28 protein-coding genes are annotated in these 22,015 nt (G+C 71.1%); 16 read left to right on the top strand and 12 right to left on the bottom strand.

The features are described 5' to 3' along the window. Positions 1-10: 10 nt before the first annotated feature. From GQQ93_RS11060 to fdxA, 4 genes are read right to left on the bottom strand one after another with little or no spacing between them, the layout of a single operon-like run. Positions 11-157, bottom strand: coding sequence for a hypothetical protein (locus tag GQQ93_RS11060; RefSeq protein ID WP_157424299.1), 147 nt, complete (start codon positions 155-157; stop codon positions 11-13). A gap of 2 nt (positions 158-159) precedes the next feature. Next, complete coding sequence (locus tag GQQ93_RS11065; RefSeq protein ID WP_157424300.1) at positions 160-792, bottom strand: superoxide dismutase; 633 nt, start codon at positions 790-792, stop codon at positions 160-162. A 54-nt stretch (positions 793-846) separates the two neighbouring features. Beyond that, a complete protein-coding gene (locus GQQ93_RS11070; RefSeq protein ID WP_376864011.1) occupies positions 847-1,389 on the bottom strand; it encodes a flavin reductase family protein in 543 nt (180 codons plus the stop codon). Beyond that, positions 1,386-1,733 (bottom strand): ferredoxin, encoded by a 348-nt coding sequence (gene fdxA, locus GQQ93_RS11075; RefSeq protein WP_157424301.1) that lies wholly within the window; start codon positions 1,731-1,733, stop codon positions 1,386-1,388. Before fdxA ends, GQQ93_RS11070 begins: the two co-directional genes overlap by 4 nt. 81 nt (positions 1,734-1,814) lie before the next feature. On the opposite strand from fdxA, the gene soxR reads away from it, so the two are divergent. After that, the gene (soxR, locus tag GQQ93_RS11080) at positions 1,815-2,378 is read left to right on the top strand and encodes a redox-sensitive transcriptional activator SoxR (RefSeq protein WP_157424302.1); all 564 of its coding nucleotides are present in this window, start codon (positions 1,815-1,817) and stop codon (positions 2,376-2,378) included. Between the two features lie 192 nt (positions 2,379-2,570). Beyond that, on the top strand, positions 2,571-3,488 hold the full coding sequence (locus GQQ93_RS11085; protein ID WP_157424303.1) for an aggregation-promoting factor C-terminal-like domain-containing protein: 918 nt from the start codon (positions 2,571-2,573) through the stop codon (positions 3,486-3,488). 82 nt (positions 3,489-3,570) lie between these two features. Here GQQ93_RS11085 and msrA read toward each other — a convergent pair whose 3' ends face one another. Beyond that, positions 3,571-4,092 (bottom strand): peptide-methionine (S)-S-oxide reductase MsrA, encoded by a 522-nt coding sequence (gene msrA, locus GQQ93_RS11090; protein WP_157424304.1) that lies wholly within the window; start codon positions 4,090-4,092, stop codon positions 3,571-3,573. A 107-nt stretch (positions 4,093-4,199) separates the two neighbouring features. Here msrA and GQQ93_RS11095 point away from each other — a divergent pair, with 107 nt between their 5' ends. The 4 genes from GQQ93_RS11095 to ligD all read left to right on the top strand — a co-directional run bounded on the left by GQQ93_RS11095 (position 4,200) and on the right by ligD (position 7,092). Next, on the top strand, positions 4,200-5,117 hold the full coding sequence (locus GQQ93_RS11095) for a YihY/virulence factor BrkB family protein (protein ID WP_157424305.1): 918 nt from the start codon (positions 4,200-4,202) through the stop codon (positions 5,115-5,117). 74 nt (positions 5,118-5,191) lie between these two features. Beyond that, positions 5,192-5,707 carry a nitroreductase family deazaflavin-dependent oxidoreductase gene (locus GQQ93_RS11100; RefSeq protein ID WP_157424306.1) on the top strand — a complete coding sequence of 172 codons (516 nt, stop codon included), beginning with the start codon at positions 5,192-5,194 and terminating at the stop codon, positions 5,705-5,707. A 17-nt stretch (positions 5,708-5,724) separates the two neighbouring features. Further along, positions 5,725-6,003 (top strand): DUF2277 domain-containing protein, encoded by a 279-nt coding sequence (locus GQQ93_RS11105; protein WP_157424307.1) that lies wholly within the window; start codon positions 5,725-5,727, stop codon positions 6,001-6,003. Between the two features lie 51 nt (positions 6,004-6,054). Beyond that, the gene (gene ligD, locus GQQ93_RS11110; RefSeq protein ID WP_157424308.1) at positions 6,055-7,092 is read left to right on the top strand and encodes a non-homologous end-joining DNA ligase; all 1,038 of its coding nucleotides are present in this window, start codon (positions 6,055-6,057) and stop codon (positions 7,090-7,092) included. On the opposite strand, the gene GQQ93_RS11115 is transcribed toward ligD, so the two are convergent. Together GQQ93_RS11115 and GQQ93_RS17945 are read right to left on the bottom strand one after the other, a co-directional pair. Then, positions 7,081-7,914, bottom strand: a complete 834-nt coding sequence (locus tag GQQ93_RS11115; protein WP_212277318.1) for an isocitrate lyase/PEP mutase family protein — start codon at positions 7,912-7,914, stop codon at positions 7,081-7,083. The two genes, ligD and GQQ93_RS11115, sit on opposite strands and share 12 nt — an antisense overlap. After that, the gene (locus GQQ93_RS17945) at positions 7,908-8,723 is read right to left on the bottom strand and encodes a cytochrome P450 family protein (RefSeq protein WP_212277319.1); all 816 of its coding nucleotides are present in this window, start codon (positions 8,721-8,723) and stop codon (positions 7,908-7,910) included. Before GQQ93_RS17945 ends, GQQ93_RS11115 begins: the two co-directional genes overlap by 7 nt. Positions 8,724-8,787: 64 nt before the next feature. Between GQQ93_RS17945 and GQQ93_RS11120 the strand changes: the two genes are divergently transcribed. Next, positions 8,788-9,459, top strand: coding sequence for an ArsR/SmtB family transcription factor (locus tag GQQ93_RS11120; RefSeq protein ID WP_157424310.1), 672 nt, complete (start codon positions 8,788-8,790; stop codon positions 9,457-9,459). Between the two features lie 54 nt (positions 9,460-9,513). Here the strand turns inward: GQQ93_RS11120 and GQQ93_RS11125 are convergent, their stop codons facing one another. Both GQQ93_RS11125 and GQQ93_RS11130 read right to left on the bottom strand, forming a co-directional pair. Beyond that, complete coding sequence (locus GQQ93_RS11125; protein WP_157424601.1) at positions 9,514-10,254, bottom strand: GTP pyrophosphokinase; 741 nt, start codon at positions 10,252-10,254, stop codon at positions 9,514-9,516. 126 nt (positions 10,255-10,380) lie between these two features. Continuing rightward, a complete protein-coding gene (locus GQQ93_RS11130) occupies positions 10,381-10,797 on the bottom strand; it encodes a YchJ family protein (protein WP_157424311.1) in 417 nt (138 codons plus the stop codon). Between the two features lie 166 nt (positions 10,798-10,963). On the opposite strand from GQQ93_RS11130, the gene GQQ93_RS11135 reads away from it, so the two are divergent. Continuing rightward, a complete protein-coding gene (locus tag GQQ93_RS11135) occupies positions 10,964-11,800 on the top strand; it encodes an aggregation-promoting factor C-terminal-like domain-containing protein (protein WP_170296178.1) in 837 nt (278 codons plus the stop codon). Between the two features lie 98 nt (positions 11,801-11,898). Here GQQ93_RS11135 and GQQ93_RS11140 read toward each other — a convergent pair whose 3' ends face one another. Both GQQ93_RS11140 and GQQ93_RS11145 read right to left on the bottom strand, forming a co-directional pair. Next, the gene (locus GQQ93_RS11140) at positions 11,899-12,192 is read right to left on the bottom strand and encodes a GNAT family N-acetyltransferase (RefSeq protein ID WP_157424312.1); all 294 of its coding nucleotides are present in this window, start codon (positions 12,190-12,192) and stop codon (positions 11,899-11,901) included. A gap of 71 nt (positions 12,193-12,263) precedes the next feature. Next, a complete protein-coding gene (locus GQQ93_RS11145; RefSeq protein WP_157424313.1) occupies positions 12,264-12,635 on the bottom strand; it encodes an RNA-binding S4 domain-containing protein in 372 nt (123 codons plus the stop codon). Between the two features lie 55 nt (positions 12,636-12,690). Here GQQ93_RS11145 and GQQ93_RS11150 point away from each other — a divergent pair, with 55 nt between their 5' ends. The 5 genes from GQQ93_RS11150 (at position 12,691) to GQQ93_RS11170 (ending at position 15,665) form a co-directional block, all read left to right on the top strand. Then, entirely contained in the window at positions 12,691-13,167 is a 477-nt protein-coding gene (locus tag GQQ93_RS11150; protein ID WP_157424314.1) for an NUDIX domain-containing protein, read from the top strand. A 10-nt stretch (positions 13,168-13,177) separates the two neighbouring features. Then, positions 13,178-13,810 carry a CDP-alcohol phosphatidyltransferase family protein gene (locus tag GQQ93_RS11155; RefSeq protein WP_281349906.1) on the top strand — a complete coding sequence of 211 codons (633 nt, stop codon included), beginning with the start codon at positions 13,178-13,180 and terminating at the stop codon, positions 13,808-13,810. Beyond that, positions 13,803-14,318 carry an FHA domain-containing protein gene (locus tag GQQ93_RS11160; RefSeq protein ID WP_376864003.1) on the top strand — a complete coding sequence of 172 codons (516 nt, stop codon included), beginning with the start codon at positions 13,803-13,805 and terminating at the stop codon, positions 14,316-14,318. Before GQQ93_RS11155 ends, GQQ93_RS11160 begins: the two co-directional genes overlap by 8 nt. Next, positions 14,318-15,010: a transcriptional regulator FtsR gene (ftsR, locus tag GQQ93_RS11165; protein ID WP_157424315.1), complete on the top strand. Its 693-nt coding sequence runs from the start codon at positions 14,318-14,320 to the stop codon at positions 15,008-15,010. Before GQQ93_RS11160 ends, ftsR begins: the two co-directional genes overlap by 1 nt. Positions 15,011-15,119: 109 nt before the next feature. Continuing rightward, positions 15,120-15,665, top strand: coding sequence for a MerR family transcriptional regulator (locus GQQ93_RS11170; protein ID WP_157424316.1), 546 nt, complete (start codon positions 15,120-15,122; stop codon positions 15,663-15,665). Positions 15,666-15,747: 82 nt separating this feature from the next. On the opposite strand, the gene GQQ93_RS11175 is transcribed toward GQQ93_RS11170, so the two are convergent. Continuing rightward, entirely contained in the window at positions 15,748-16,581 is an 834-nt protein-coding gene (locus GQQ93_RS11175; RefSeq protein ID WP_157424317.1) for a ParA family protein, read from the bottom strand. A 74-nt stretch (positions 16,582-16,655) separates the two neighbouring features. On the opposite strand from GQQ93_RS11175, the gene GQQ93_RS11180 reads away from it, so the two are divergent. Genes GQQ93_RS11180 through def form a run of 3 tightly spaced genes read left to right on the top strand, consistent with a single transcriptional unit; the run spans position 16,656 to position 22,000 of the window. Next, on the top strand, positions 16,656-20,060 hold the full coding sequence (locus GQQ93_RS11180; RefSeq protein WP_157424318.1) for a pyruvate carboxylase: 3,405 nt from the start codon (positions 16,656-16,658) through the stop codon (positions 20,058-20,060). A 37-nt stretch (positions 20,061-20,097) separates the two neighbouring features. After that, on the top strand, positions 20,098-21,498 hold the full coding sequence (locus GQQ93_RS11185) for a MinD/ParA family ATP-binding protein (protein ID WP_157424319.1): 1,401 nt from the start codon (positions 20,098-20,100) through the stop codon (positions 21,496-21,498). Between the two features lie 10 nt (positions 21,499-21,508). After that, a complete protein-coding gene (gene def / locus GQQ93_RS11190) occupies positions 21,509-22,000 on the top strand; it encodes a peptide deformylase (RefSeq protein WP_157424320.1) in 492 nt (163 codons plus the stop codon). Positions 22,001-22,015 lie beyond the last annotated feature (15 nt).

Below are 22,015 nucleotides of genomic sequence, written 5' to 3' on the forward strand. Positions count from 1 at the left end.
TAGCGTGCGCTCAGCGTTGCAGGGCCGCGATCACCGCACCCGCCGCGACGAGCGCGATGATCGCGACGAGGCCCCACCGGCGGATCTGCACCGCGAGGAGGGCGTGCGAGGGGCGCCGACGCGGGCGTCGGCGCCGCTTCGCACGATCAGTGGACATGCTCAGACGATACCCGGCACGATCAGTCCGTCGGTCGCGGTGCGGGCGCGCTCGAAGCGGGCGGAGACGTCGGCCCAGTTCACGACCTCCCAGAACGCCTTCACGTAGTCGGCGCGCACGTTCCGGTAGTCGAGGTAGTAGGCGTGCTCCCACACGTCGAGCTGCAGCAGCGGGGTCACGCCGAGCGGCGCGTTGCCCTGCTGGTCGAAGAGCTGGAACACGACCGGGCGTGCACTCACGGAATCCCACGCGAGCACCGACCAGCCCGAGCCCTGCACGCCGAGCGCGGTCGCGCCGAAGTGCGCGCGGAATGCGTCGAGCGAGCCGAAGGCGTCTTCGAGCGCGGCCGCGAGCTCGCCCTCGGGGGCGCCGCCGCCGTCGGGCGACATGTTCTGCCAGAAGACGCTGTGGTTGATGTGGCCGCCGAGGTTGAACGCGAGGTCCTTCTCGAGCTTGTTGACGTTCGCGAGGTTGCCGGTCGAGCGGGCTTCGGCGAGCTGCTCGAGCGCGGTGTTCGCCCCCGTCACATAGGCCTGGTGGTGCTTCGAGTGGTGCAGCTCCATGATCGTCGCCGAGATGTGCGGGGCGAGTGCCGCGTAGTCGTACGGCAGGTCGGGCAGGGTGTACGTCGACATGAGAGGTGTCTCCTTTTCGCGGGGTGGCCGCGCACGGTTGTGCACGGCCGTGATTCAGAGTTCGGATGCCTCGGGGTCGAGGCTGAGGAAGCGGCGATCGTGATAGACGAGCGGGGGAGCGGCCGGGCCCGGGATCACCTCGAGCACCTCGGCGACGACGAGCGTCGAACTGCCGACCGGCACCAGCTGCAGTGCGCGGCAGCGGAACGCCGCACGCGCGTCGGCGAGCACGGGTTCGCCCGTCGGCAGGCGGGTCCACCCCTGCTCGGCGGTGAAGCGCGGCGCGCCGGATCGGGCGAACGCCCGGGCGACGTCGGCCTGGTGGTCGGCGAGCAGCTGCACGACGAGGGTGTCGGCGCCGAGGAGCGCACCCGCCGACCCCGTCGCACGAGTCACCGAGAACGACAGCACGGGCGGGTCGACCGCGACCGAGGCGAGACTCGAGGCGGTGAGGCCGACGGGGCCCGTCGCGCTCGCCGCGGAGACGAGGGCGACTCCGGCCGGGTGCACGCGGAAGGCGGCCTTGAAGTCATCGCCGCGTGCGGCGATCTCGGGATCGACCGGTTCGGTGAGCGCGGTGTGGCGGGCCGGGTTCACTCGTGCCCGCCCTGCGGCGCCAGTGCGGCGACGATCGGGTGGTCGTAGGGCAGGCCCCCCGTCCTCGCGGCACCGCCCGGGGAGCCGAGGGGAGCGCGGCCGTCGACCGAGATCTCGAAGAACTCGACGTTGGCCTTGTAGTAGTCGGCCCACTCGTCGGGCAGGTCGTCCTCGTAGTAGATGGCCTCGACGGGGCAGACGGGTTCGCACGCACCGCAGTCGACGCACTCGTCGGGGTGGATGTAGAGCGAGCGCTCGCCCTCGTAGATGCAGTCGACGGGACACTCGTCGATGCACGCCTTGTCCTTGAGGTCGACGCACGGGAGGGCGATCACGTAGGTCACAGGATCACTCCGGGGATGGAACGCATGCGACCAGCCTAAAACCTCAAGTAGCCTTGAAGTCCAATCGAGAGGGGTCGCGGGATGGCGGAGCGCGCGAATCCGGCCGGGCACGAGGCATCCGCCGCGCTCGCCGCAAGCGGAACCGAGCCGGTCGAACTGGTCGATCACGCGCCCCCGAAGCACGGCCCCGACGAGCTCCTCACCGTCGGCGAGATGAGCCGACGCACGGGCGTCGCACCCTCGGCGCTGCGCTTCTACGAGGAGCTCGGTCTCATCGCCTCCCAGCGCACGGGCGGCAACCAGCGGCGCTACCCGCGGCACATGCTGCGCCGGGTTTCGCTCGTCGTCGTCGCGAAACGACTCGGCATCCCGCTCGGCGACGTCCAGCAGGCTTTCGAGCACGTTCCCCTCGATCGCACGCCGAGCCACGAGGACTGGCAGCGCGCTTCGCGTCGATGGAAGCGGCGGCTCGAGGAGCGTCGGCTCGGCATCGAGCGGCTCGAACGCGAACTCACCGGCTGCATCGGCTGCGGATGTCTCTCGATGAAGGCCTGCGGTCTCCTCAACCCCGACGACGCCCTCGGCGACGACGGTGCGGGCCCGCGCCGGCTCGATGTGCCCGAGGGCGACGACGGCATGGAGTGATCGGTCGCTCGGTGCCGCGTCCGATCAAATACCGAGCACTGCTCGGTTTCGGAGGACTTTCACAGGAAGAAGTGAGGTTCCGTCCAGAACCTCTCGGCAGACTGGCCACTTCGCCCGGGCGCCCCCGCGTCCGAGGAACGTCGACCGAAGGCTCGCCCGCGTTCGCGCAGGCCGGCCGCCCATGTGAAAGTCATGCAGAACCAGTCTTCTCCTTCCAACACCCCTGACCTCCCCACCCCCGAACCCGGCCTCAGCCGACGCGAGCGCCGAGAGCGTCGCCGTTGGCGCCGGGGTCCGATCATCGCCGCCGGGGCCGTCGTCGCCGTCGGCGCACTGGTCGGCTCGGGCTTCGCCCTGCAGTCGGCCGTGGCCGCGCAGAACGACAGCATCGCCGCGACGGCCGAGCTGAGCGCCGCCACCGACCTGCGCGTCGAGCAGCTCGGCTCTCACTCCAACATCCTCGAGGCGCGGGCGGTCAAGACCGCCGAAGACACCTTGAACGGCGCCGAGGACACCCTCTCCGCCGCCAAGGGCAAGGCCGACGCGACCGCGCTGGCGTCGTCGGTCGCCGCGCTCGACGACTACCGCCTGCTCGCGCCTGAGCGGGTCTTCGAGCTCGCCGAGACGACCGTCGCGCACACCACCACGGTGAAGAAGGCCATCGCGACCGCCGACCGCGTCGAGGCGGAGAAGAAGGCGGCCGCCGAGGCCGCCGCTCGCGCAGCAGCCGAGGCCGCCGCCGCAGAGGAAGCCGCCTCCGCCGAGTCGGAGTCGTCGGGCGGTTCGCGCCCGAGCGGCCCCGCCAACCCGAGCGGCGCGCAGGCGATCGCCCGCGACATGCTCGCGGCTCGCGGCTGGGGCGACGACCAGTTCGGATGCCTCGTGTCCCTCTGGGACCGTGAGTCCGGCTGGAACGTCTACGCCGAGAACCCCTCGAGCGGCGCCTACGGCATCCCGCAGGCACTGCCCGGCTCGAAGATGGGCTCGGCCGGTGCCGACTGGGCGACCAACGCCGCGACGCAGATCGCCTGGGGCCTCGGCTACATCTCCGACCGCTACGGCAGCCCCTGCGGCGCGTGGGACCACTCGGAGTCGAACGGCTGGTACTGATCCGCTTCGCGGGCACCGGCTGAACGCACGAAGGGCCGCGGCGGACTCACGTCCGCCGCGGCCCTTCGCCGTCTCCGGCTCGCTATGCCACGGTCTCGGCGTCGCGCTTCGGCAGCTTCCAGCCGGGGCGCACGAAGTGGCACGTGTACCCGTTGGGGTAGCGCTCGAGGTAGTCCTGGTGCTCGGGCTCGGCCTCCCAGAACGGACCGGCGGGCGACACCTCGGTGGTCGCCGGCCCGGGCCAGAGCCCGGAGGCGTCGACATCGGCGATCGTGTCGCGCGCGATGCGCTCCTGCTCGTCGCTCGTCGGGAAGATCGCCGACCGGTAGCTCGTGCCGATGTCGTTGCCCTGCCGGTTCTTCGTCGAGGGGTCGTGGATCTGGAAGAAGAACTCGAGCAGCTCGCGATAGCTCACCGTCTCGGGGTCGAACACGATCTCGATGGCCTCGGCGTGCGTGCCGTGATTGCGGTAGGTCGCGTTCGGCACGTCGCCGCCGGTGTAGCCCACGCGGGTGTCGAGCACTCCGGGGCGCTTGCGGATCAGATCCTCAACACCCCAGAAGCATCCACCGGCGAGGATCGCGGTCTCGGTTCGTGTGCTCATGGTGTCTCTCTCCTGGTTCTGGATGGGCCGGGCGCTTCGAGCACCCGAAGTCCTCAACAACGACGGGGTGGCCCGTGTTCCGAGGCACTCGATAGCCTGACACAGTGATGGCGCGCGGGATCGGCTCGTTCTGGCAGGCACTGGTCCGCCGGGGCGAACGCGTGTGGAAGTGGGCGCTCCGGCTCGTTCCGGTGCAGGCGATCGTCCGCTACTTCACCCTCCACGGCCCGATGCTCGCCGACAGTGTGACCTACCGGGCGCTGTTCTCCGTGTTCGCCGGCGTGTTCCTGGGCTTCGCCGTCGCGGGGGTCTGGTTGGCGGGTCGACCCGAGGCGATCGAGGCCCTCGTCGAGGCGCTCGACTCGGTGATCCCGGGGCTCGTCGGCGAGAACGCACTGATCCACCCCGACCAGCTGCTGCAACCCCTGACGCTCAGCGTTGCGGGAGTCCTCGCACTCGTGGGTCTCGTGGGCGCGGCGATCGGCGCGATCGGCTCGCTCCGCGTCGCATTCCGCGATCTCGCCGAGCAGCCCGACGATCCGCGGTTCTTCGGATGGCTGATGTTCCGCGACTTCGTGTTCGCGATCGGGTTCGGCGCCGCCTTCGTCATCTCGGCCGTGATGATGGTGGCGAGCACCGCGGCGCTCGGTACCGTGTTCGACTGGCTGGGGGTCTCGACGAGATCGCCCTGGTTCGACGCGCTCACCCGCACCGTGTCGGTGATGCTGGCCTTCGCGATCGATTCCTGCGCGATCGCGGCGCTGTTCCGGCTGCTGTCCGGGATCCGCGTTCGCGCCCGCTCGCTCTGGCGGGGCGCCGTCATCGGCGGGCTCGGGCTCACCGGCCTGCAGGTTCTGTCGGGCCTGTTCGTCGGGGGAGCGATGGCCAACCCCCTGCTCGCCTCCTTCGCCGCGCTCATCGCCCTCCTCATCTGGCTCAACCTCTCGAGCCAGGTCATCCTGATCGCGGGCGCCTACATCGTCGCCGACCACCGTGCCGTCGCAGCGCGGGCGAGCGGGTCCTGAGGCGCGGATGCTCGACCCGGGCGGTCGGCGGTCCGCGTCGACGCGGCGCCGGCTGGGCCTGCAGAATGGAGCGCATGCCGACCGTCGTGCACCTCGTCCGCTCCGTCGTCTCGCCGCTCACCCGCACGCGCCTGTTCCGCTGGGCGGCGCCCCGGCTGCTCCCGCCGGTCGAGCGCCTGCTGGCCTGGCTGAGCGGGGGCCGGGTGCAGCTCAGCGGGCTCCTCGTGCCGTCGCTCGTGCTGCACACGACGGGCGCGCGTTCGGGCGAACCGCGCGAATCCGCGCTCATGTACACGCCAGACGGCCACGGCCGGGCGATCGTCGCGGGCACGAGTTTCGCACGCGATCGGCACCCGGCGTGGACGTACAACCTCATCGCGCATCCCGACGCCGCGATCACCGTGCGCGGCCGGCGGATGCCGGTGCGCGCGATCCGCGTCGACGAGGCCGACCGTGACGCGGTCTGGTCGCTGATCGAGGCGCAATGGCCGGGCTATCGCGCGTACGAGCGCGAGTCCGGGCGCGTCGTGCGGCTGTTCCGGCTGCAGCCCGTGCCGGCCACGACCGAGGCGAGCGATCCTCGGAGTTGAGGCGTAGGCTGCACCGCATGTGCAGGAACATCCACACCCTCCACAACTTCGAGCCGGCCGCGACCGACGACGAGGTGCACGCCGCCGCGCTGCAGTTCGTCCGCAAGGTGAGCGGTTCGACGAAGCCCTCCAAGGCCAACGCCGAGGCCTTCGATCGGGCGGTCGCCGAGATCGCGCACATCACGCAGCACCTGCTCGACGAACTCGTCACGCACGCGCCGCCGAAGGACCGGGAGGTCGAGGCGGCGAAGGCGAGGGCCAGAGCCGCCGTCAGATACCAGCGCGAGCCCGCCTGAGTCCACGCGCGCCTGCTGCGCTCCCGCCTGCGACGGAGTAGCGTCGCAGCCATGGCCGGCGACGCGATCGAGCTCACTGTTCCAGGACCGCTCGGCGACCGGGCGGTGCGGCTCTCGAGCCCGACACGCGTGATCTGGCCCGAAGCCGGCGTCACGAAACGCGAACTCGCCGAGTACCTCGTCGCCGTCGGCGACGCGTTCATCGAGGCGAACGGCGACCGGCCGGTCTCGCTGCAGCGCTTCCCCGGCGGCATCGACGGCGAGCAGTTCTTCTCGAAGAACCCGCCGAAGGGCGCGCCCGAGTGGGTGCGGGCCGTCACGGTCACCTATCCGAGCGGGCGCCGGCATCCGCAGCTCGTGCTCGACGAGCCCGCCGCGGCTGTGTGGGCCGCGCAGATGAACACGATCGTGTTCCACCCCTGGGCATCGCGCGCCGATCGCTCCGACTTTCCCGACGAACTCCGCATCGACCTCGATCCGCAGCCCGGCACCGGCTTCGCCGAGGCCGTGCCCGTCGCGCTCGCCCTCCGGGAGCTTCTCGAGGAGGTCGGGCTCACCGGGTACGTCAAGAGCTCGGGCAGCAGGGGCATCCACGTCTTCGCGCCGATCGAGCCCGAGCACGAGTTCCTCGACGTCCGCCATGCCGTGATCGCCCTCGGCCGCGAGCTCGAGCGCCGCCTGCCCGACGAGGTGACCACGAACTGGTGGAAGGAGGAGCGGGGCGACCGCATCTTCATCGACTACAACCAGGCGAACCGCGACCGCACGATGGCGGGGGCGTACAGCCCGCGACCGACGCCCGCGGCGACCGTCTCCTGCCCGCTCGAATGGAGCGAGCTCGAGCGCACCGACCCCACCAGCCACACGGTGCGCACGGTGCCGGCCCGCCTCGCCGAACGCGGGGACCCGTGGGCGGGAATGCACGACCGGCCCGGTCGCATCGACACCCTGCTCGACTGGTGGCGGCGCGACCTCGACGACGGGCTCGGCGAGCTGCCGTTCCCGCCCGACTTCCCGAAGATGCCGGGGGAGCCGATGCGCGTGCAGCCGAGTCGTGCGAAGAAGGTCGACGACGACTCAGCGGGGTGACGGCGAGGCGATGTCCCGGCCGAGCGCGGCCGCCGTCGCGTAGTCGGGGATCGGGAGCGCCGTCGTCCCGGGCACGGCGCCGTCGCGCACCTCGCCGAGCACGGTGCCGACCGCCGCGAGCGCGGCGCGGAACAGCAGCGAACCGGTGCTCACGCGGGCGACGCCGAGCCGGCCGAGCTCGCGGATGCCGCGGCCGGGTTGCGCGAGCACGTTGAGCGGCGCGGCGATGCCGTCGACGAGCGCCGCGATGGTGCGGTCGTCGAGCTCGCCCGGCACGAAGACACCGGATGCGCCGGCGTCGTGGTAGCGTCGCGCCCGTTCGAGGGTCTCCGAGGTCCGCGCCGCGACCGCACGGGAATCGGGCGGAAACGCGTCGACCCAGAACGCGTCGGTTCGTGCGTTGAGGTACAGGCGAGGAGCGGCTGCGGCGACCGCCGCGAGCTTCTCGGCGAACGCCGCGGGGGCGACCAGGCGGCCGTCGGCGGTCGAATCCTCGAGGTTCACGCCGACCACGCCCAGGGCGGCGAGCTCCGCCGCGAGCTCGGCGACCGCGGCGGGCTCCTCGGTGAAGCCCGACTCGAGGTCGACGGTGACGGCGATCCCCGCCGAGGTGAGGCGTCGAGCGAGTTCGATCGTGGGGGTGAGCGCTGCACCGGTCCCGTCCTCCTCGCCGGCGGCGACGGCGACGCCGAGGCTCGTCGTCCCGACGACCTCGGCGCCCTGCTCGACGAGCCATCGTGCGGAGGCGAGATCCCACGCGTTCGGCAGCAGCAGGGGCTCGCCGGGGCGGTGCAGCGCGCGGAACCCGGCCGGGCTCAGCACGCGCGCTCCCGGAGCACGTCGACGACCGCGGCCGTGATCGCGACGGCGTGCGCCGACGCCGGGCAGCGCCGCGCACCCGCGCCGAAGGCGAGCACGCGCGGCGGCGCCGCCCCGGTGGCATCGCGATCCGGGCCGTCGAGGCGGAGCTCGACGAGCCGATCCGCGGAATCGTCGGCATTCTCCTTGTGGTCGAGCGGCGGTGCGACGCGCCGGGTGACGGTGACGGGCGGGGTGTCGCGGAGGACGGCCCCGATCAGGTCCGCGGTCGCCGCATCCGGCGACTGGGCCGCTCGGCGCAGCACGGCGACGATGAGTCCACCCGTCGCGGCGTGGGCCTGCACGAGCAGCTGCGCCTCGAGCGCCGCGGCGCATTCCGACGGAGGCGCACCGAGCAATCGATCAGCCGCCGCGTCCACGAGGGCCTCATCTGCGTCGCCGAGGATCCCGGTCGCGTACGGCGCCGCCAGCGTCGCGGCGTCATCGGGCGCCGTCATCGGGTCGGCGGCGTCCAGCGCGACGGCGAGCGTTCGAACCGGGATGCGCCGCGCGATCTCCGCGGGATCCCCTCCCGCGGCGAGGGCTTCGCGAGCCCGGGCGCCCGCGTCGAGCGCGAGCCGCGCGGGATCCAGCTCGGCGAGCCGTGCCTCGAGCGAGGCGCGGCGCTCGTCGTGAGCAGGGCCGTTGGCGAACCTGGATGCCTCGCTCCGCAGGCGCTCGAACGGCGTCGGGCCGGGTGCGGCCTCCGGAACGCGCCAGCTCGGGTCGTCGAGGATGCGGGCGACGTCGGATCGGTCATGGATGGTCGGCATGCTCCGACGCTACGACGCCGACCGTTCGTCGAGCGCCGAAGTGTCCCCGTCGTATCGTGGGGGCATGGACGGTGACGCCGATCTCTCGATCCCCGCCCGGTTGATGGGCGAACCGGCGCGCGCGGCGATGCTCGTCGCCCTGCTCGACGGCCGTGCACTGCCGGCGGGCGAGCTGGCCTCGGTCGCGCACGTGTCGCCGGCGACGGCGAGCGCCCATCTCGCCCGGCTCGTCGAGGGCGGGCTCCTGCGGGCCCGGTCCCTCGGCCGACACCGCTACTTCGAGCTCGCCGGACCCGAGGTCGCCGACGCCGTCGAGTCCCTGCAACGGCTCGGACCCCGTCGACCCGTGACCTCGTACACGCAATCCGCGACCGCCCGCCGCCTCGCCGAGGCGAGGTCGTGCTACGACCACCTGGCCGGGCGGTTCGCCCTCGAACTCGCCGACCGTCTCGTTTCGGAACGCACGATCGCGCCGCTCGAGGCCGGTGCACCGGGCACGATCCTCGCGACCGACGGCGAGCTCGCCCGCCGCCTGCGTCTCGACGAGGCACCGCGGCAGTCCCGTCGCCCGGCGGTGCGCGGCTGCCTCGACTGGACCGAGCGGCGACCGCATCTCGCTGGTGCGCTCGGAGCCCACGTGCTGGAGGTGCTGCTCGTGGAAGGTTGGGTCGCCCGGATGCCGGGGGACCGATCGCTTCGCGTCAGCGAGGAGTTGCGAAACATGCTCGGAGGCTGAGCCGGGCGACGGATCGGGCCGGTGCCCCGGAGGCCGGGCTCGGGATGCGGCCGGTCAGACCGCGATGTCGCGTGAACGGGCCCTCGACCCCGGTGCGCCCGCCGCGCTCGCCGCAGACGCCGCGTGCGGCGCCCCGTGCACCTCGCGGTGCAGTCGCTCCATCCGCGTGTCGAGCTCGGCGGCCGTGTGCGCCGCATCCGTGAGCCCGTCCAGGAGTTCCTGCGGCACCTGGCGGTCGTACTTGTAGTAGATCTTGTGCTCGAGGCTCGCCCAGAAGTCCATCGCGATCGTGCGGATCTGCACCTCGACCGCGACCGGGTGCGGTCCGGTCGAGAGGAACACGGGCACCTCGACGATGACGTGCAGGCTCTGGTAGCCGTTCGGCTTGGGCTCCCTGATGTAGTCCTTGACCCGAAGCACCCGGATGTCGCGCTGGGCGGTCAGCAGCTCGAAGATCCGGTATGCGTCCGACACGAAGCTGCACGTGACGCGCACCCCCGCGATGTCGGTCACCGTGTCGCGGATGGAGTCGAAGCTCGGCTCGACGCCCTTGCGGGCCATCTTCTCGATCACGCTGTCGAGGCTCTTCAGCCGGCTCGAGATGTGCTCGATCGGGTTGTAGTCGTGCGTCTGGTTGAACTCCTCCCGGAGGATGGAGAGCTTCGTGATCACCTCGTCCATGCCGAACTTGTAGCGCAGCATGAACCGCTCCGTCTCGTCGCGGAGCGCACGCATCTCGTCGAGCGTCTGGCCGTCGATCGTCTCGAGCGTGCGCTGGGCGCGTGCGGTCAGCATGGAGGGGGAGTCGGGATGCCTCGTGGGACGAGTGCCGTCGAGCGGAGTCACGAGTCTCACCGTAGGCGGTGAAACTCTGGATTCCCTTTGACTCCCGGCGGCGTTCGCCGGAAGCGGAGCCCGGGATCACCCCACGGCGTCGAGGTACCGCCAGCCGTCGTCGCTGCGGTCGAACCGGCTCACCTCGCGCTGCTCGCCGCGTTCGTCCTCATGACGATAGAGCGCGGCGAACTCGACGATGCCGTCGCGGTCGAGCGGCCCCCCGCGCTCCGTGCGCAGGATGTCGAGCCGGTACCAGCGGATCGACGGGTCGAGTTCGAGCTCGACAGGACTGGTCGACGGATGCCACGTGGCGAGGAGGTAGTCCGCGTCGCCGACCACGAACGCGGTGTAGCGGGAGCGCATGAGCTGCACCGCGGTCGGCGCGGGCGACCCTCCGCCGAGGTGGCGCAGGCAGCATTCGCCGAACGTCAGGCCGCTCAGGCACGGGCAGCGTTCGCCCGGATCGGGGGACGGGAATCGCGCGGGGGCTGCCTCTGGCATCCCCCCAGTATCGCGCGCGGGGACGCGCGCTCGCCGCAGCCCACCCATGAACCCCACAGGCAGAACTGAGGATCTGTTCAGATTGAAGGGGCAGAGTGTCTGACTTGTGCCGTGCTCGGGGCCGTTCCCCTGACCGAAAGCCAGATGCCGAGCAGCTTCAGAACTCATGCGAAACCAGACTTCCCCCACTCCCGAGACCACCGCCCCCGAACTCCCCGAGCACGCCCGCCGTGCGAACCGCCGCCGCCGCGTCTCCCGCCGCCGGCTGCTCGCCGCCGGTGCCGTCGCCGGGATCGCGTTGATGATCGGCACCGGATTCACGGTGCAGTCCGCGGTCGCGACGCAGGCGAGCATCGACGCGACGACCGCCCTCACCGAGGGGAGCGGGGTGCGCTCCGAACAGCTCGGCGCCTACAGCGCGATCGCCGAGGCGCGCACGCGTGCCGATGCGGAGGACACGATCTCCGCGGCCAACGCGACGCTCGCCGCCGTCGACGGCAAGACCGACACCGCCGGCCTCGCCGCCTCCGTGGCCTCACTCGGCGACTACGAAGTGCTGGGCGTCGACGAGATCGTCGACCTCGCCAAGCAGACCCGCGCCGAGGCGGCGAAGGCCGCAGCCTCGGCAGCCGAGTACGACCGCGTGCAGGCCGTGAAGGCGCAGGAGGCTGCTGAGGCGCTCGCTCGAGCCAACACGCCCGACGGCGCCAAGGCCGTCGCGCGCGAGATGGCGTCGACGAAGTACGGCTGGGGCGAGGGCGAGTTCCAGTGCCTCGTGCAGCTGTGGCAGAAGGAGTCGGGCTGGTCGTACACCGCGTACAACGCGTCGAGCGGTGCGACCGGCATCCCGCAGTCGCTGCCGGGCAGCAAGATGGCCAGCGCCGGCGCGGACTGGCAGACCAACGCCGCCACCCAGGTCGCCTGGGGCCTCGACTACATCGCGCGCGGCTACGGCAGCCCGTGCAGCGCGTGGGGGCACTCCCAGTCGGTCAACTGGTACTGAGCGAAAGAACCGACCTCGTCCGCGAGCCCGACGCCCGGTGCGTCGGGCTCGCGCCGAGTTCGGAGGCGTGACGCACCGCCCGACGGCTCCGACGGCCGTCAGTCGAGCCGGGGATCGAGCAGCGCCCGACGCTCGGGATGCCGGTCGAACCACTCGCCCACGTACCAGCAGCTCGGCACGATGTGCCGATCGGAGTTCGCCTCGACGTCGTCGACCGCGAACCGCACGACCTCGGCGGCCAGTCCGCCGCCGCGGTAGCTCGGGTTCGTGAACGTGCGGGTGAAGGCGACGGCATCGCCGAGCACCCGGTAGTCGAGCACGCTCGCGATCGTGCCGTCGATGCGGAGCACGTAGCGTCGGGCGTCGGGTTCGTGGCTGAGTTCCTGCGGCACGACCTCAGGCTACGCCCGGCGCGGGCGCCGATCGCCGCTCCCGCATCGCCGCGTCGCGCGGTGGGGGAGTCTCATCGCCCGCGGAGCCGCTCGATGTCGCGCCGCTCGCGCTTGGTCGGGCGGCCTGCGCCGCGATCGCGGACGACGACGGCCGCGACCTCCTCGCGCGGGGGCGGAGCGGGCGTGCGGTCCTCGGCGGCCTCGGCGGCCAGCGTCGCCGAGACGCGTTTGGCGATCGTGCGCCGCACCACGAGCTGCTGGTCGAACCCGGCGATCCGCACGCGCACCTCGTCGCCCGGGCGCACCGGCTGCGCCGCCTTCACTCGATCGCCGTTGACCCGTACATGCCCGGCTCGGCATGCTGCCGTCGCGGCCGACCGCGTCTTGAAGCGTCGAACCGCCCACAGCCAGGCGTCGATGCGCACCGGGGCCTGTTCGTCCATGCGCCAAGCCTACGACCGGGGCGACGCGGGCGCGCGGGTGCGTCATGCTGGTGTCATGGTCGGTGCGAACGGTGACGCCTGGGTCGAAGGCCCGGGCGGGGAGCGGTACTGGGGTCGATTCGGGGCGGCCGGGCTGCTCGCGCTCAGTCCCGATGCCGAGATCCTGCTGCAGCACCGCGCCGTGTGGAGCCACTTCGGCGGCACCTGGGGCCTGCCCGGCGGCGCACGGCACGAGGGGGAGTCCGCGGTCGACGCTGCCGTGCGCGAAGCCCGCGAAGAGGCGGGGGTGCCGCCCGAGGCGCTCGCGGTGCGCTTCACGAGCGTGCTCGACCTCGGGTACTGGTCGTACACGACGGTCGTCGCCGATGCGCTCGTCAGGTTCGAGCCGGTGGTGAGCGACCCCGAGAGCATCGAGTTGCGATGGGTGCCCCTCGACGAGGTCGGGGGGATGCCACTGCACCCGCGATTCTCGGAGTCCTGGCCTCGACTGGCCGAGCAGCTGCGACCGCGAGGCATCCCCGCCGACGGATAGGATCGACAGCGTGGCTGGGGAGCGCGCTGGGGGCGGCGGTTCGGAGATCTGGACGATCCCGAACATCCTCAGCATGCTCCGGCTGGCGCTCGTGCCGGTCTTCCTCGTACTCATCGTCGCCGGCGACTACGTGCTCGCGCTCGTCGTGCTCGTCGTCGCGAGCCTCACCGACCTGCTCGACGGCTACCTCGCGCGGCGGCTCGATCAGATCACGCGCCTCGGGCAGCTGCTCGACCCCGCCGCCGACCGGCTGTACATCTTCGCCGCGCTCCTCGGGCTCGCCGCTCAAGAGCTCGTGCCGTGGTGGATCGTCGTCGTCATCGTCGCGCGCGACGTGTACCTCCTCGTCCTCGGCGTCGTGCTCGCGAACCACGGCTTCGGCCCGCTTCCGGTGCACCAGCTCGGCAAGGTCGCGACCTTCGCGCTCTTCTTCGGGCTGCCCGTGATCATGCTGGGGCTCGCGTTCCCGGCGGTCGCTCCGGTGAGCGAACCCATCGGCTGGGCCATCACCCTGTGGGGTGCGTTCCTCTACTGGTGGGCGGGAGTCATCTACGCGATCGAGACCGCTCGGGTGATTCGTATGCCGCGGGTGGCAGGCGACGTTCGATCCGATACGCTTGAAGAGGGAGGTAGCCGTGGTTGATTCCGACAACACTCAGGCCGACGGGGCGAGCGAGGTGCCCGAGCAGGCGCACACGTCGTCGCAACCCGTCGTCGACGGCGTCGGCGACGCGACCATCGGGTTCAGTCGCGAGGCGGCGGCGCAGCTCGGCGCGATCGACGCCGACATCACGGCTGAAGAGCACGAGGCGATCGCCGCGCTGCCCTCGGGGTCCGCGCTGCTGATCGTGCGCCGTGGGCCGAACACCGGCGCCCGGTTCCTGCTCGACACCGACGTCACGGTGGTCGGCCGGCACCCCGATGCCGAGATCTTCCTCGACGACGTGACGGTGTCGCGCAAGCACGCGGAGTTCGTCCGTCACCGCACCGCCTTCGAGGTCAGAGACCTGAGTTCGCTGAACGGCACCTACTTCGACGGGGTCCGCATCGAGACGGCCCTCCTGTCCGACGGCGCCGAGGTGCAGATCGGCAAGTTCCGGCTCACGTTCTACGCCTCCCGACGCGACCTGGCTCCGGTGGCGAGCGACTAGTGGCGAGCACCGCTGCGTCGTCGCGCGCGAGCGGCCAGGCACCACTTCTCGGCATCGGTCAGGTCCTCGCCAGGCTTCAGCCCGAGTTCCCCGAGCTGACGCCGTCGAAGCTGCGGTTCCTCGAAGAGCAACGGCTCATCGCTCCGTCACGCACCGCAGCGGGCTACCGCAAGTTCTCGACCGCCGACGTCGAGCGCATCACCGTCGTGCTCTCGATGCAGCGCGATCACTACCTGCCGCTCAAGGTCATCCGTTCGCACCTCGAGGCGATCGACGCCGGCGAGACTCCGGCGCTGCCCGGTGCGACGAGGGCGAGCGCCTTCCTCGGCGCCGCGAAGCGGTACGGCCGAAGCGAGCTCATCACCGAGGCCGGCGCGACCGCCGGGCTGCTCGACGACGCCGTCTCGGCATCGTTGCTGCCGGCGTCCGACCACTACGGCGACGAAGCGCTCGGCGTGCTGCGGTCGCTCGCGGCCTTGCGGGCCGTGGGCATCGAGCCGCGGCACCTGCGCGGACTCCGCGCGGCGGCCGAACGCGAGGCGGCGCTCGTCGAGCGCGCGATCGCACCGTCGCGGCGGGCCGACGCCGCCGACAAGGCCAGGGCGGCCGAACGCGGGCGCGAACTCGCCGGGCACCTCGCGGCGGTGCACTCGAGCGTCGTGCGTGCGACGCTCGACGGACTCGCTCGCTGATCGCGCGACACGCCGTGCCGATCGGCCCGATATGTTTGGCGGACGCCCTCCGCCTCGGTAGCGTGGAACTCGCGTCGTCGGGGTGACGGAGCAGAAGAGGGGCGATTCGATGAGTGAGACCGTGCGCTCGCGTTACGACCTCGGCCTGCTGTTCACCGATGGGATGCCGGAGCACGACGACGGCACCGGGTACCGCGGGGCGGTCGCCGCTCGCGCGGCCGGCATCAGCTACCGCCAACTCGATTACTGGGCCCGCACGCAACTCGTCGAACCCACCGTTCGGGGTGCAGCCGGTTCCGGTTCGCAGCGGCTCTACGGCTTCCGCGACATCCTCGTGCTGAAGCTCGTGAAGCGACTGCTCGACACCGGTATCTCACTGCAGCAGATCCGCACCGCCGTGACCCAGCTCCGCGAGGCGGGCGTCGAAGACCTCGCCCAGACCACGCTCATGAGCGACGGTGCGAGCGTCTACCTCTGCACGTCCGACGACGAGGTCATCGATCTCGTGAACCGCGGTCAGGGCGTGTTCGGCATCGCCGTTGGCAAGGTGCTCCGAGAGGTAGAGTCGACGCTCGTCGAGCTCGACACGCAGCCCGCCGATCCGATGGACGAGCTCGCTGCACGTCGCGGCGCGAAGTCCCGCAAGATCTCCTGAGCCCCGCCCCGACGGACTCCTTCGTCATGCGGCGTCACATTCGACGCCGGATCACGGAGGCCGCCGCGCGGCCGCCCACGCGTCAGATCGCGTGCGACTCGATCTCGGCGGGCAGCCCGGCGTAGTCGCCGATGCGCGCGGTGCGGAGCACGCGGTCGAGCAGCTGGTCGAAATTCGCCGACATCTCTTCTGCGCTCTCACCGGGCCACATGTGGAGCGGCTTCGCGGCACCCTGCGCCTGCTGCAGCGAGGTGCGTTCGGGCAGCTGGGGCGAGAGCACCAGCGGGCCGAACATGTCGCGCAGCTCCTTGATGCGGAACTGGTGCTCGAGCGACTGCACGCGCGCGCGGTTCACGATGATGCCGAGCGGCTGGAGCCTGGGGGAGAGTCCGCGTCGGATCTCCTCGATCGCGCGCAGCGCGCGATCGGCTGCGGCCACCGAGAACAGGCCGGGCTCGGTGACGACGGCCACGCGATCGCTCGCCGCCCAGGCGGTGCGGGTGAGTGCGTTGAGCGAGGGTGCGCAGTCGATGAGCACGAGTTCGTAGTCGGCCTCGACGTTGGCGAGCGCCTCCTCGAGCTTCCAGATGTCGCGGATCGACGGGTGCGGCCCGTCGAAGTTGATGGCCGATGGGCTGCCGATCATGACGTCGATCGTCGACTGCGGGTTCTGCCGCGACCACCCGCTCGGGGCGATCGCCGAACGCACGATCTTCTCCTTCGGCGAGGCGAGCACGTCGGCGACGTTCAGGTGACCGGCCATCTGGATGTCCATGCCGGTCGAGACATCGGACTGCGGATCGAGGTCGACGACGAGGGTCCGGACGCCGCGGGCGAAGGCCGCCGACGCGAGTCCGAGCGTGACGGTGGTCTTGCCGACGCCGCCTTTCAGGGAGCTGACGGAGAGAACGTGCACGACCGATACGTTACCTTTACTACTCGGGCGATACCTAAACGTTCGCTGTGCGGATTCCGTTCGGAAAGGCTTGCATGTTCACGAAGATCCTGGTTGCCAATCGCGGTGAGATCGCCATCCGTGCGTTCCGTGCCGCAGTCGAGCTCGGTGCGAAGACGGTCGCGGTCTACCCGTTCGAGGACCGCAACTCCCTGCACCGCCTGAAGGCCGATGAGGCGTACCAGATCGGCGAGCCGGGCCACCCTGTGCGCGCCTACCTCGACGTGTCGGAGATCATCCGTGTGGCGAAGGAGTCGGGCGCCGACGCGATCTACCCGGGCTACGGGTTCCTCTCCGAGAACCCCGAGCTCGCCCAGGCCGCGGCCGAGGCCGGCATCGCGTTCATCGGTCCGCCGAAGCACGTGCTCGAGATGGCCGGCAACAAGGTGACGGCGAAGGAGCACGCGATCGCCGCCGGCGTCCCGGTGCTGAAGTCGACGCCGCCCTCGCGCGACATCGAGGCGCTCCTCGCCCAGGCCGACGAGGTCGGGTTCCCGATCTTCGCGAAGGCCGTCGCCGGCGGCGGCGGGCGCGGCATGCGCCGCGTCGATTCCAAGCCCGAGCTGCGGGCCGCCCTCGAAGAGGCGATGCGCGAGGCCGACAGCGCCTTCGGCGACCCCACGATGTTCCTCGAGCAGGCCGTGCTGCGGCCTCGCCACATCGAGGTGCAGGTGCTGGCCGACTCGAACGGCGAGACCGTGCACCTCTTCGAGCGAGACTGCTCGGTGCAGCGTCGCCACCAGAAGGTCATCGAGATCGCACCGGCGCCGAACCTCTCCGACGAGATCCGCCAGTCGCTCTACCGCGACGCCATCGCCTTCGCGCGCTCGATCGGCTACGTCAATGCGGGAACGGTCGAGTTCCTCCTCGACACCGCGGGAGATCGCGCCGGCGAGCACGTCTTCATCGAGATGAACCCGCGCATCCAGGTCGAGCACACCGTCACCGAAGAGGTGACCGACGTCGACCTCGTCGTCGCCCAGATGCGCATCGCCGCCGGGGCGTCGCTCGCCGAGCTCGGCCTCGAGCAGGACCAGATCCGCCTGCGCGGCGCCGCGCTCCAGTGCCGTATCACCACGGAGGATCCGACGGCCGGCTTCCGTCCCGACACCGGAAAGATCACCACCTACCGCTCGCCCGGCGGCGCCGGCATCCGCCTCGACGGCGGAACGATCAACCCGGGCGCGCAGATCAGCCCCCACTTCGACTCGATGCTCGCGAAGCTGACCTGCCGAGGACGCGACCACGTCGCCGCCGTCGCGCGCGCCAAGCGCGCCCTGGCCGAGTTCCGCATCCGCGGCGTCTCGACGAACATCCCGTTCCTGCAGGCCGTGCTCGAGGACCCGGCGTTCGTCGCCGGAGACCTCAGCACCTCATTCATCGACGAGCGGCCGCAGCTCCTCCGCGGCCGCGTGTCGAAGGACCGCGGCACGAAGATCCTCAACTGGCTCGCCGATGTCACGGTGAACCAGCCGAACGGCCCCGCACCGATCAGCGTCAGCCCGGTCGAGAAGCTGCCCCGGCTCGACCTCACCACGCCGGCGCCCGACGGTTCGCGCCAGCGCCTGCTCGAGCTCGGCCCGGCCGGCTTCGCCGCCGCGCTGCGCGCCCAGACGCCGCTCGCCGTCACCGAGACGACCTTCCGCGACGCCCACCAGTCACTGCTCGCCACCCGCGTGCGCACGAAGGACCTGGTCGCCGTCGCACCTTACGTCGCTCGGATGACGCCCGAGCTGCTCTCGGTCGAGGCCTGGGGCGGCGCCACGTACGACGTCGCGCTGCGATTCCTCGGCGAAGACCCGTGGGACCGCCTGGCGGCCCTGCGCGAGGCGCTGCCGAACGTGAACATCCAGATGCTCCTCCGTGGGCGCAACACGGTCGGTTACACGCCGTACCCGACCGAGGTCACCGATGCGTTCGTCCGGGAGGCGGCGGCGACGGGCGTCGACATCTTCCGTATCTTCGATGCGCTGAACGACGTCTCGCAGATGCGTCCGGCGATCGACTCAGTCCTCGCGACCGGGCACAGCATCGCCGAGGTCGCCCTCTGCTACACCGGCGACCTGCTCGACCCGGCCGAAGACCTCTACACGCTCGACTACTACCTGCGCCTCGCCGACCAGATCGTCGGCGCGGGTGCGCACGTGCTCGCCATCAAGGACATGGCGGGCCTGCTCCGGCCCACCGCGGCCGCGAAGCTCGTGAGCGCCCTCCGCGAGCGCTTCGACCTGCCCGTGCATCTGCACACCCACGACACTGCGGGCGGCCAGCTCGCGACGCTCCTGGCCGCGAGCGAAGCCGGCGTCGACGCCGTCGACGTGGCGAGCGCCCCGATGGCCGGCACCACGAGCCAGCCCTCGGCGTCCTCGCTCGTGGCCGCGCTCGCGCACACCGAGCGCGACACGGGCATCTCGCTCGACGCGGTGAGCGACCTCGAACCCTACTGGGAGGCGGTGCGTCGCCTCTACAAGCCGTTCGAGTCGGGCCTGCCCGGCCCCACCGGTCGCGTCTACCACCACGAGATCCCGGGCGGTCAGCTCTCGAACCTGCGCCAGCAGGCCATCGCGCTCGGCCTCGCCGACGACTTCGAGCTGATCGAGGACATGTACGCCGCCGCCGACTCGATCCTCGGCCGCGTGCCGAAGGTCACCCCGTCGTCGAAGGTCGTCGGCGACCTCGCGCTGCACCTCGCTGCCGTCAAGGCCGATCCGGCCGACTTCGCGGCGAACCCCGAGAAGTACGACGTGCCCGATTCGGTGATCGGCTTCATGGCGGGCGAGCTCGGCGATCTGCCGGGCGGCTGGCCCGAGCCCTTCCGCACGAAGGTGCTCGCCGGCAAGGACGTGCGCATCGGCGTGACCGAACTCACGACGGAGCAGCGCGCCGCGCTCGAAGCCGACAGCGCGACGCGCCGTGCGACCCTCAACGCGCTCCTCTTCCCGGCTCCCACCCGTCAGTTCGAGCAGATCCGCGAGCTCTTCGGCGACCTCTCGGTCGTCGACACCGCCGACTACCTCTATGGTCTGCGCCCGGGTGCCGAGCACGTCGTCGAGATCGCGAAGGGCGTCAAGCTCTACGCGGGGCTCGAGGCGATCGGCGAGGCCGACGACAAGGGCATGCGCACCGTCATGACGATCCTGAACGGCCAGCTCCGTCCGGTCTTCGTGCGCGATCGAAGCATCACGGTCGACGCGCGAGCAGCCGAGAAGGCGGATGCCTCGCAGCCCGGCCAGATCGCGGCGCCGTTCTCGGGCGTGGTCACGCTGCAGGTCGAGGCGGGCACCGAGATCGCGGCCGGCCAGAGCGTCGCATCGATCGAGGCGATGAAGATGGAGGCCGCCATCACCTCGCCCGTCGCGGGTGTCGTCGAGCGCGTCGCCATCCCGAAGACGCAGCAGGTGGAAGCGGGTGATCTGCTCGTCGTCGTGCGTCCGCGCTAGGCTTGGCGTGGATCGGCACTGATGAGGAGGGGATTCGGTGGCTGAAGAGACGCATGAGACCGGGCCGGTGACACGGCGCGGGGTGGGTGTCCGCACGGGTCCGGTCGACCGGATCGGACCGTCGGCGACGACCGGCGCCCACGCGGCGGTGCCTGCACCCGACCTCGACCTGCGGGTCGACCTGCCGCCTGCGCCCGTGCGCGAGGCGCCCGAAGACGAGGTTGCCGTCGCGATCGACGACGTCTCCGTGAATCCGGGCGCGATCGGCGGTGGCGGCGACACGAGCACCCGTTCGGTCGAGGTGCTCGCTGCAGGGCTTCCGGCCTACCGCAGCGCGGCGCGGCGCGAGTCGTCGCCATACAGCGCCCTGCTCGCCGCCGACGCGACGAAGGCGGCCCGTGAGCTCGATCGAGCCGACTCGGCGACGCCCGGCGCCGCCCAGGTCGCCGTGGCCGCCGACCGCGGCCACGAGGCTGCGCTGCCGTCGGAGGTGCCCGAGGCGCCCGAGTCGTTGACGGCCGATCGGCTGATCGATCTCAACCGCACCACACGCCCCGCCCCGCAGGGCGGGTTCAACCGGTTCCTCTACGAGGCATCCCTGCATCTCGTGAACCTCGGCGACTCGGCGAAGGCCCGTGCGCACAAAGCGATGAACCAGCGCATCCAGAAGCGTTTCGAGGGCGGCGCACGGTTCGTGCCTGTGCTCACTCGCAAGGGCGGCGTCGGCAAGACGACGATCACCGCGCTGCTCGGCATGGCCCTCGCCGACGCTCGCGACGACCGTGTCATCGCGATCGACGCGAACCCCGATCGCGGCACCCTCGCCGAACGCGTCGACCGGCAGACCCGCGAGACCGTTCGCGACGTCGTGGCCAAGGCGTCATCGATCGGCGGCTACACCGACTTCTCCCGGTTCGTCTCGCGCGACGAGACCCGGCTCGACATCCTCGCCTCGGACACAGACCCGACCCTCTCCGAGGCGTTCGACGACAACGACTACAACGTCGTCGCCGGACTCGCGGCACGGTACTACTCGCTCGTCCTGACCGACTGCGGCACCGGCATCGTCCACTCCGTGATGCGTGCGACGCTGCAGCGCGCCGATTCGATCGTGATCGTCTCGGGCGGCAGCGTCGACGAGGCCCGTCTCGCCTCCGAGACCCTCACCTGGCTCGAGGCGAACGGCTACGGCGAACTCGTCCGCAACGCGGTCGTCGCCATCAACCTCGCGACGCAGGGTACGCACCTCGTGAAGGTCGATGAGATCGAGGCGCACTTCCAATCGCGTGTTCGCGAGATCGTGCGCATCCCGTACGACCCCCAACTCGCGGCCGGCTCCGTGGTCAACTGGCACGAGCTGCGCCCGGTGACCCAGCACGCGGCGCGCGAACTCGCTGCCCTCGTGGTAGAAGGCCTGCCCGCCGAACGCGGGCACTGATCGGAGAACATTGCCAGAGCGTCCCATTCGCCTGTTCGGCGACCCCGTGTTGAAGACCGTCTCAGCTCCCGTCGAACAGGTCGATGATCGTGTGCGCGCGCTCGTCGCCGACCTGATCGACAGTGTCCGGCTGCCGGGCCGCGCCGGGGTCGCGGCATCCCAGATCGGCGTGAACCTGCGCGCCTTCAGCTACAACATCGACGGCGAGGTCGGGTACGTCCTGAACCCCGAGATCGTCGAGGTGTCGGGCGAGAAGGAGGCCATCGACGAGGGCTGCCTCTCGGTGCCCGGCCTCTGGAAGAAGACCCCTCGCTACCCGTTCGCGCGCGTGCGGGGCATCGACCTCGACGGCAACGAGATCGAGGTCTCCGGCACCGGACTGATGGCGCAGGCGCTGCAGCACGAGACCGACCACCTCGACGGCCTGCTCTACCTCGATCGACTCGAGAACGCCGAGCGCCGCTCGGCCATGAAGGAGATCCGCGAGTCCGACTGGTTCTGACGAACGGCGTCGGCC

It is taken from the genome of Agromyces lapidis (assembly GCF_009749405.1).
Taxonomy (GTDB): Bacteria; Actinomycetota; Actinomycetes; order Actinomycetales; family Microbacteriaceae; genus Agromyces; species Agromyces lapidis.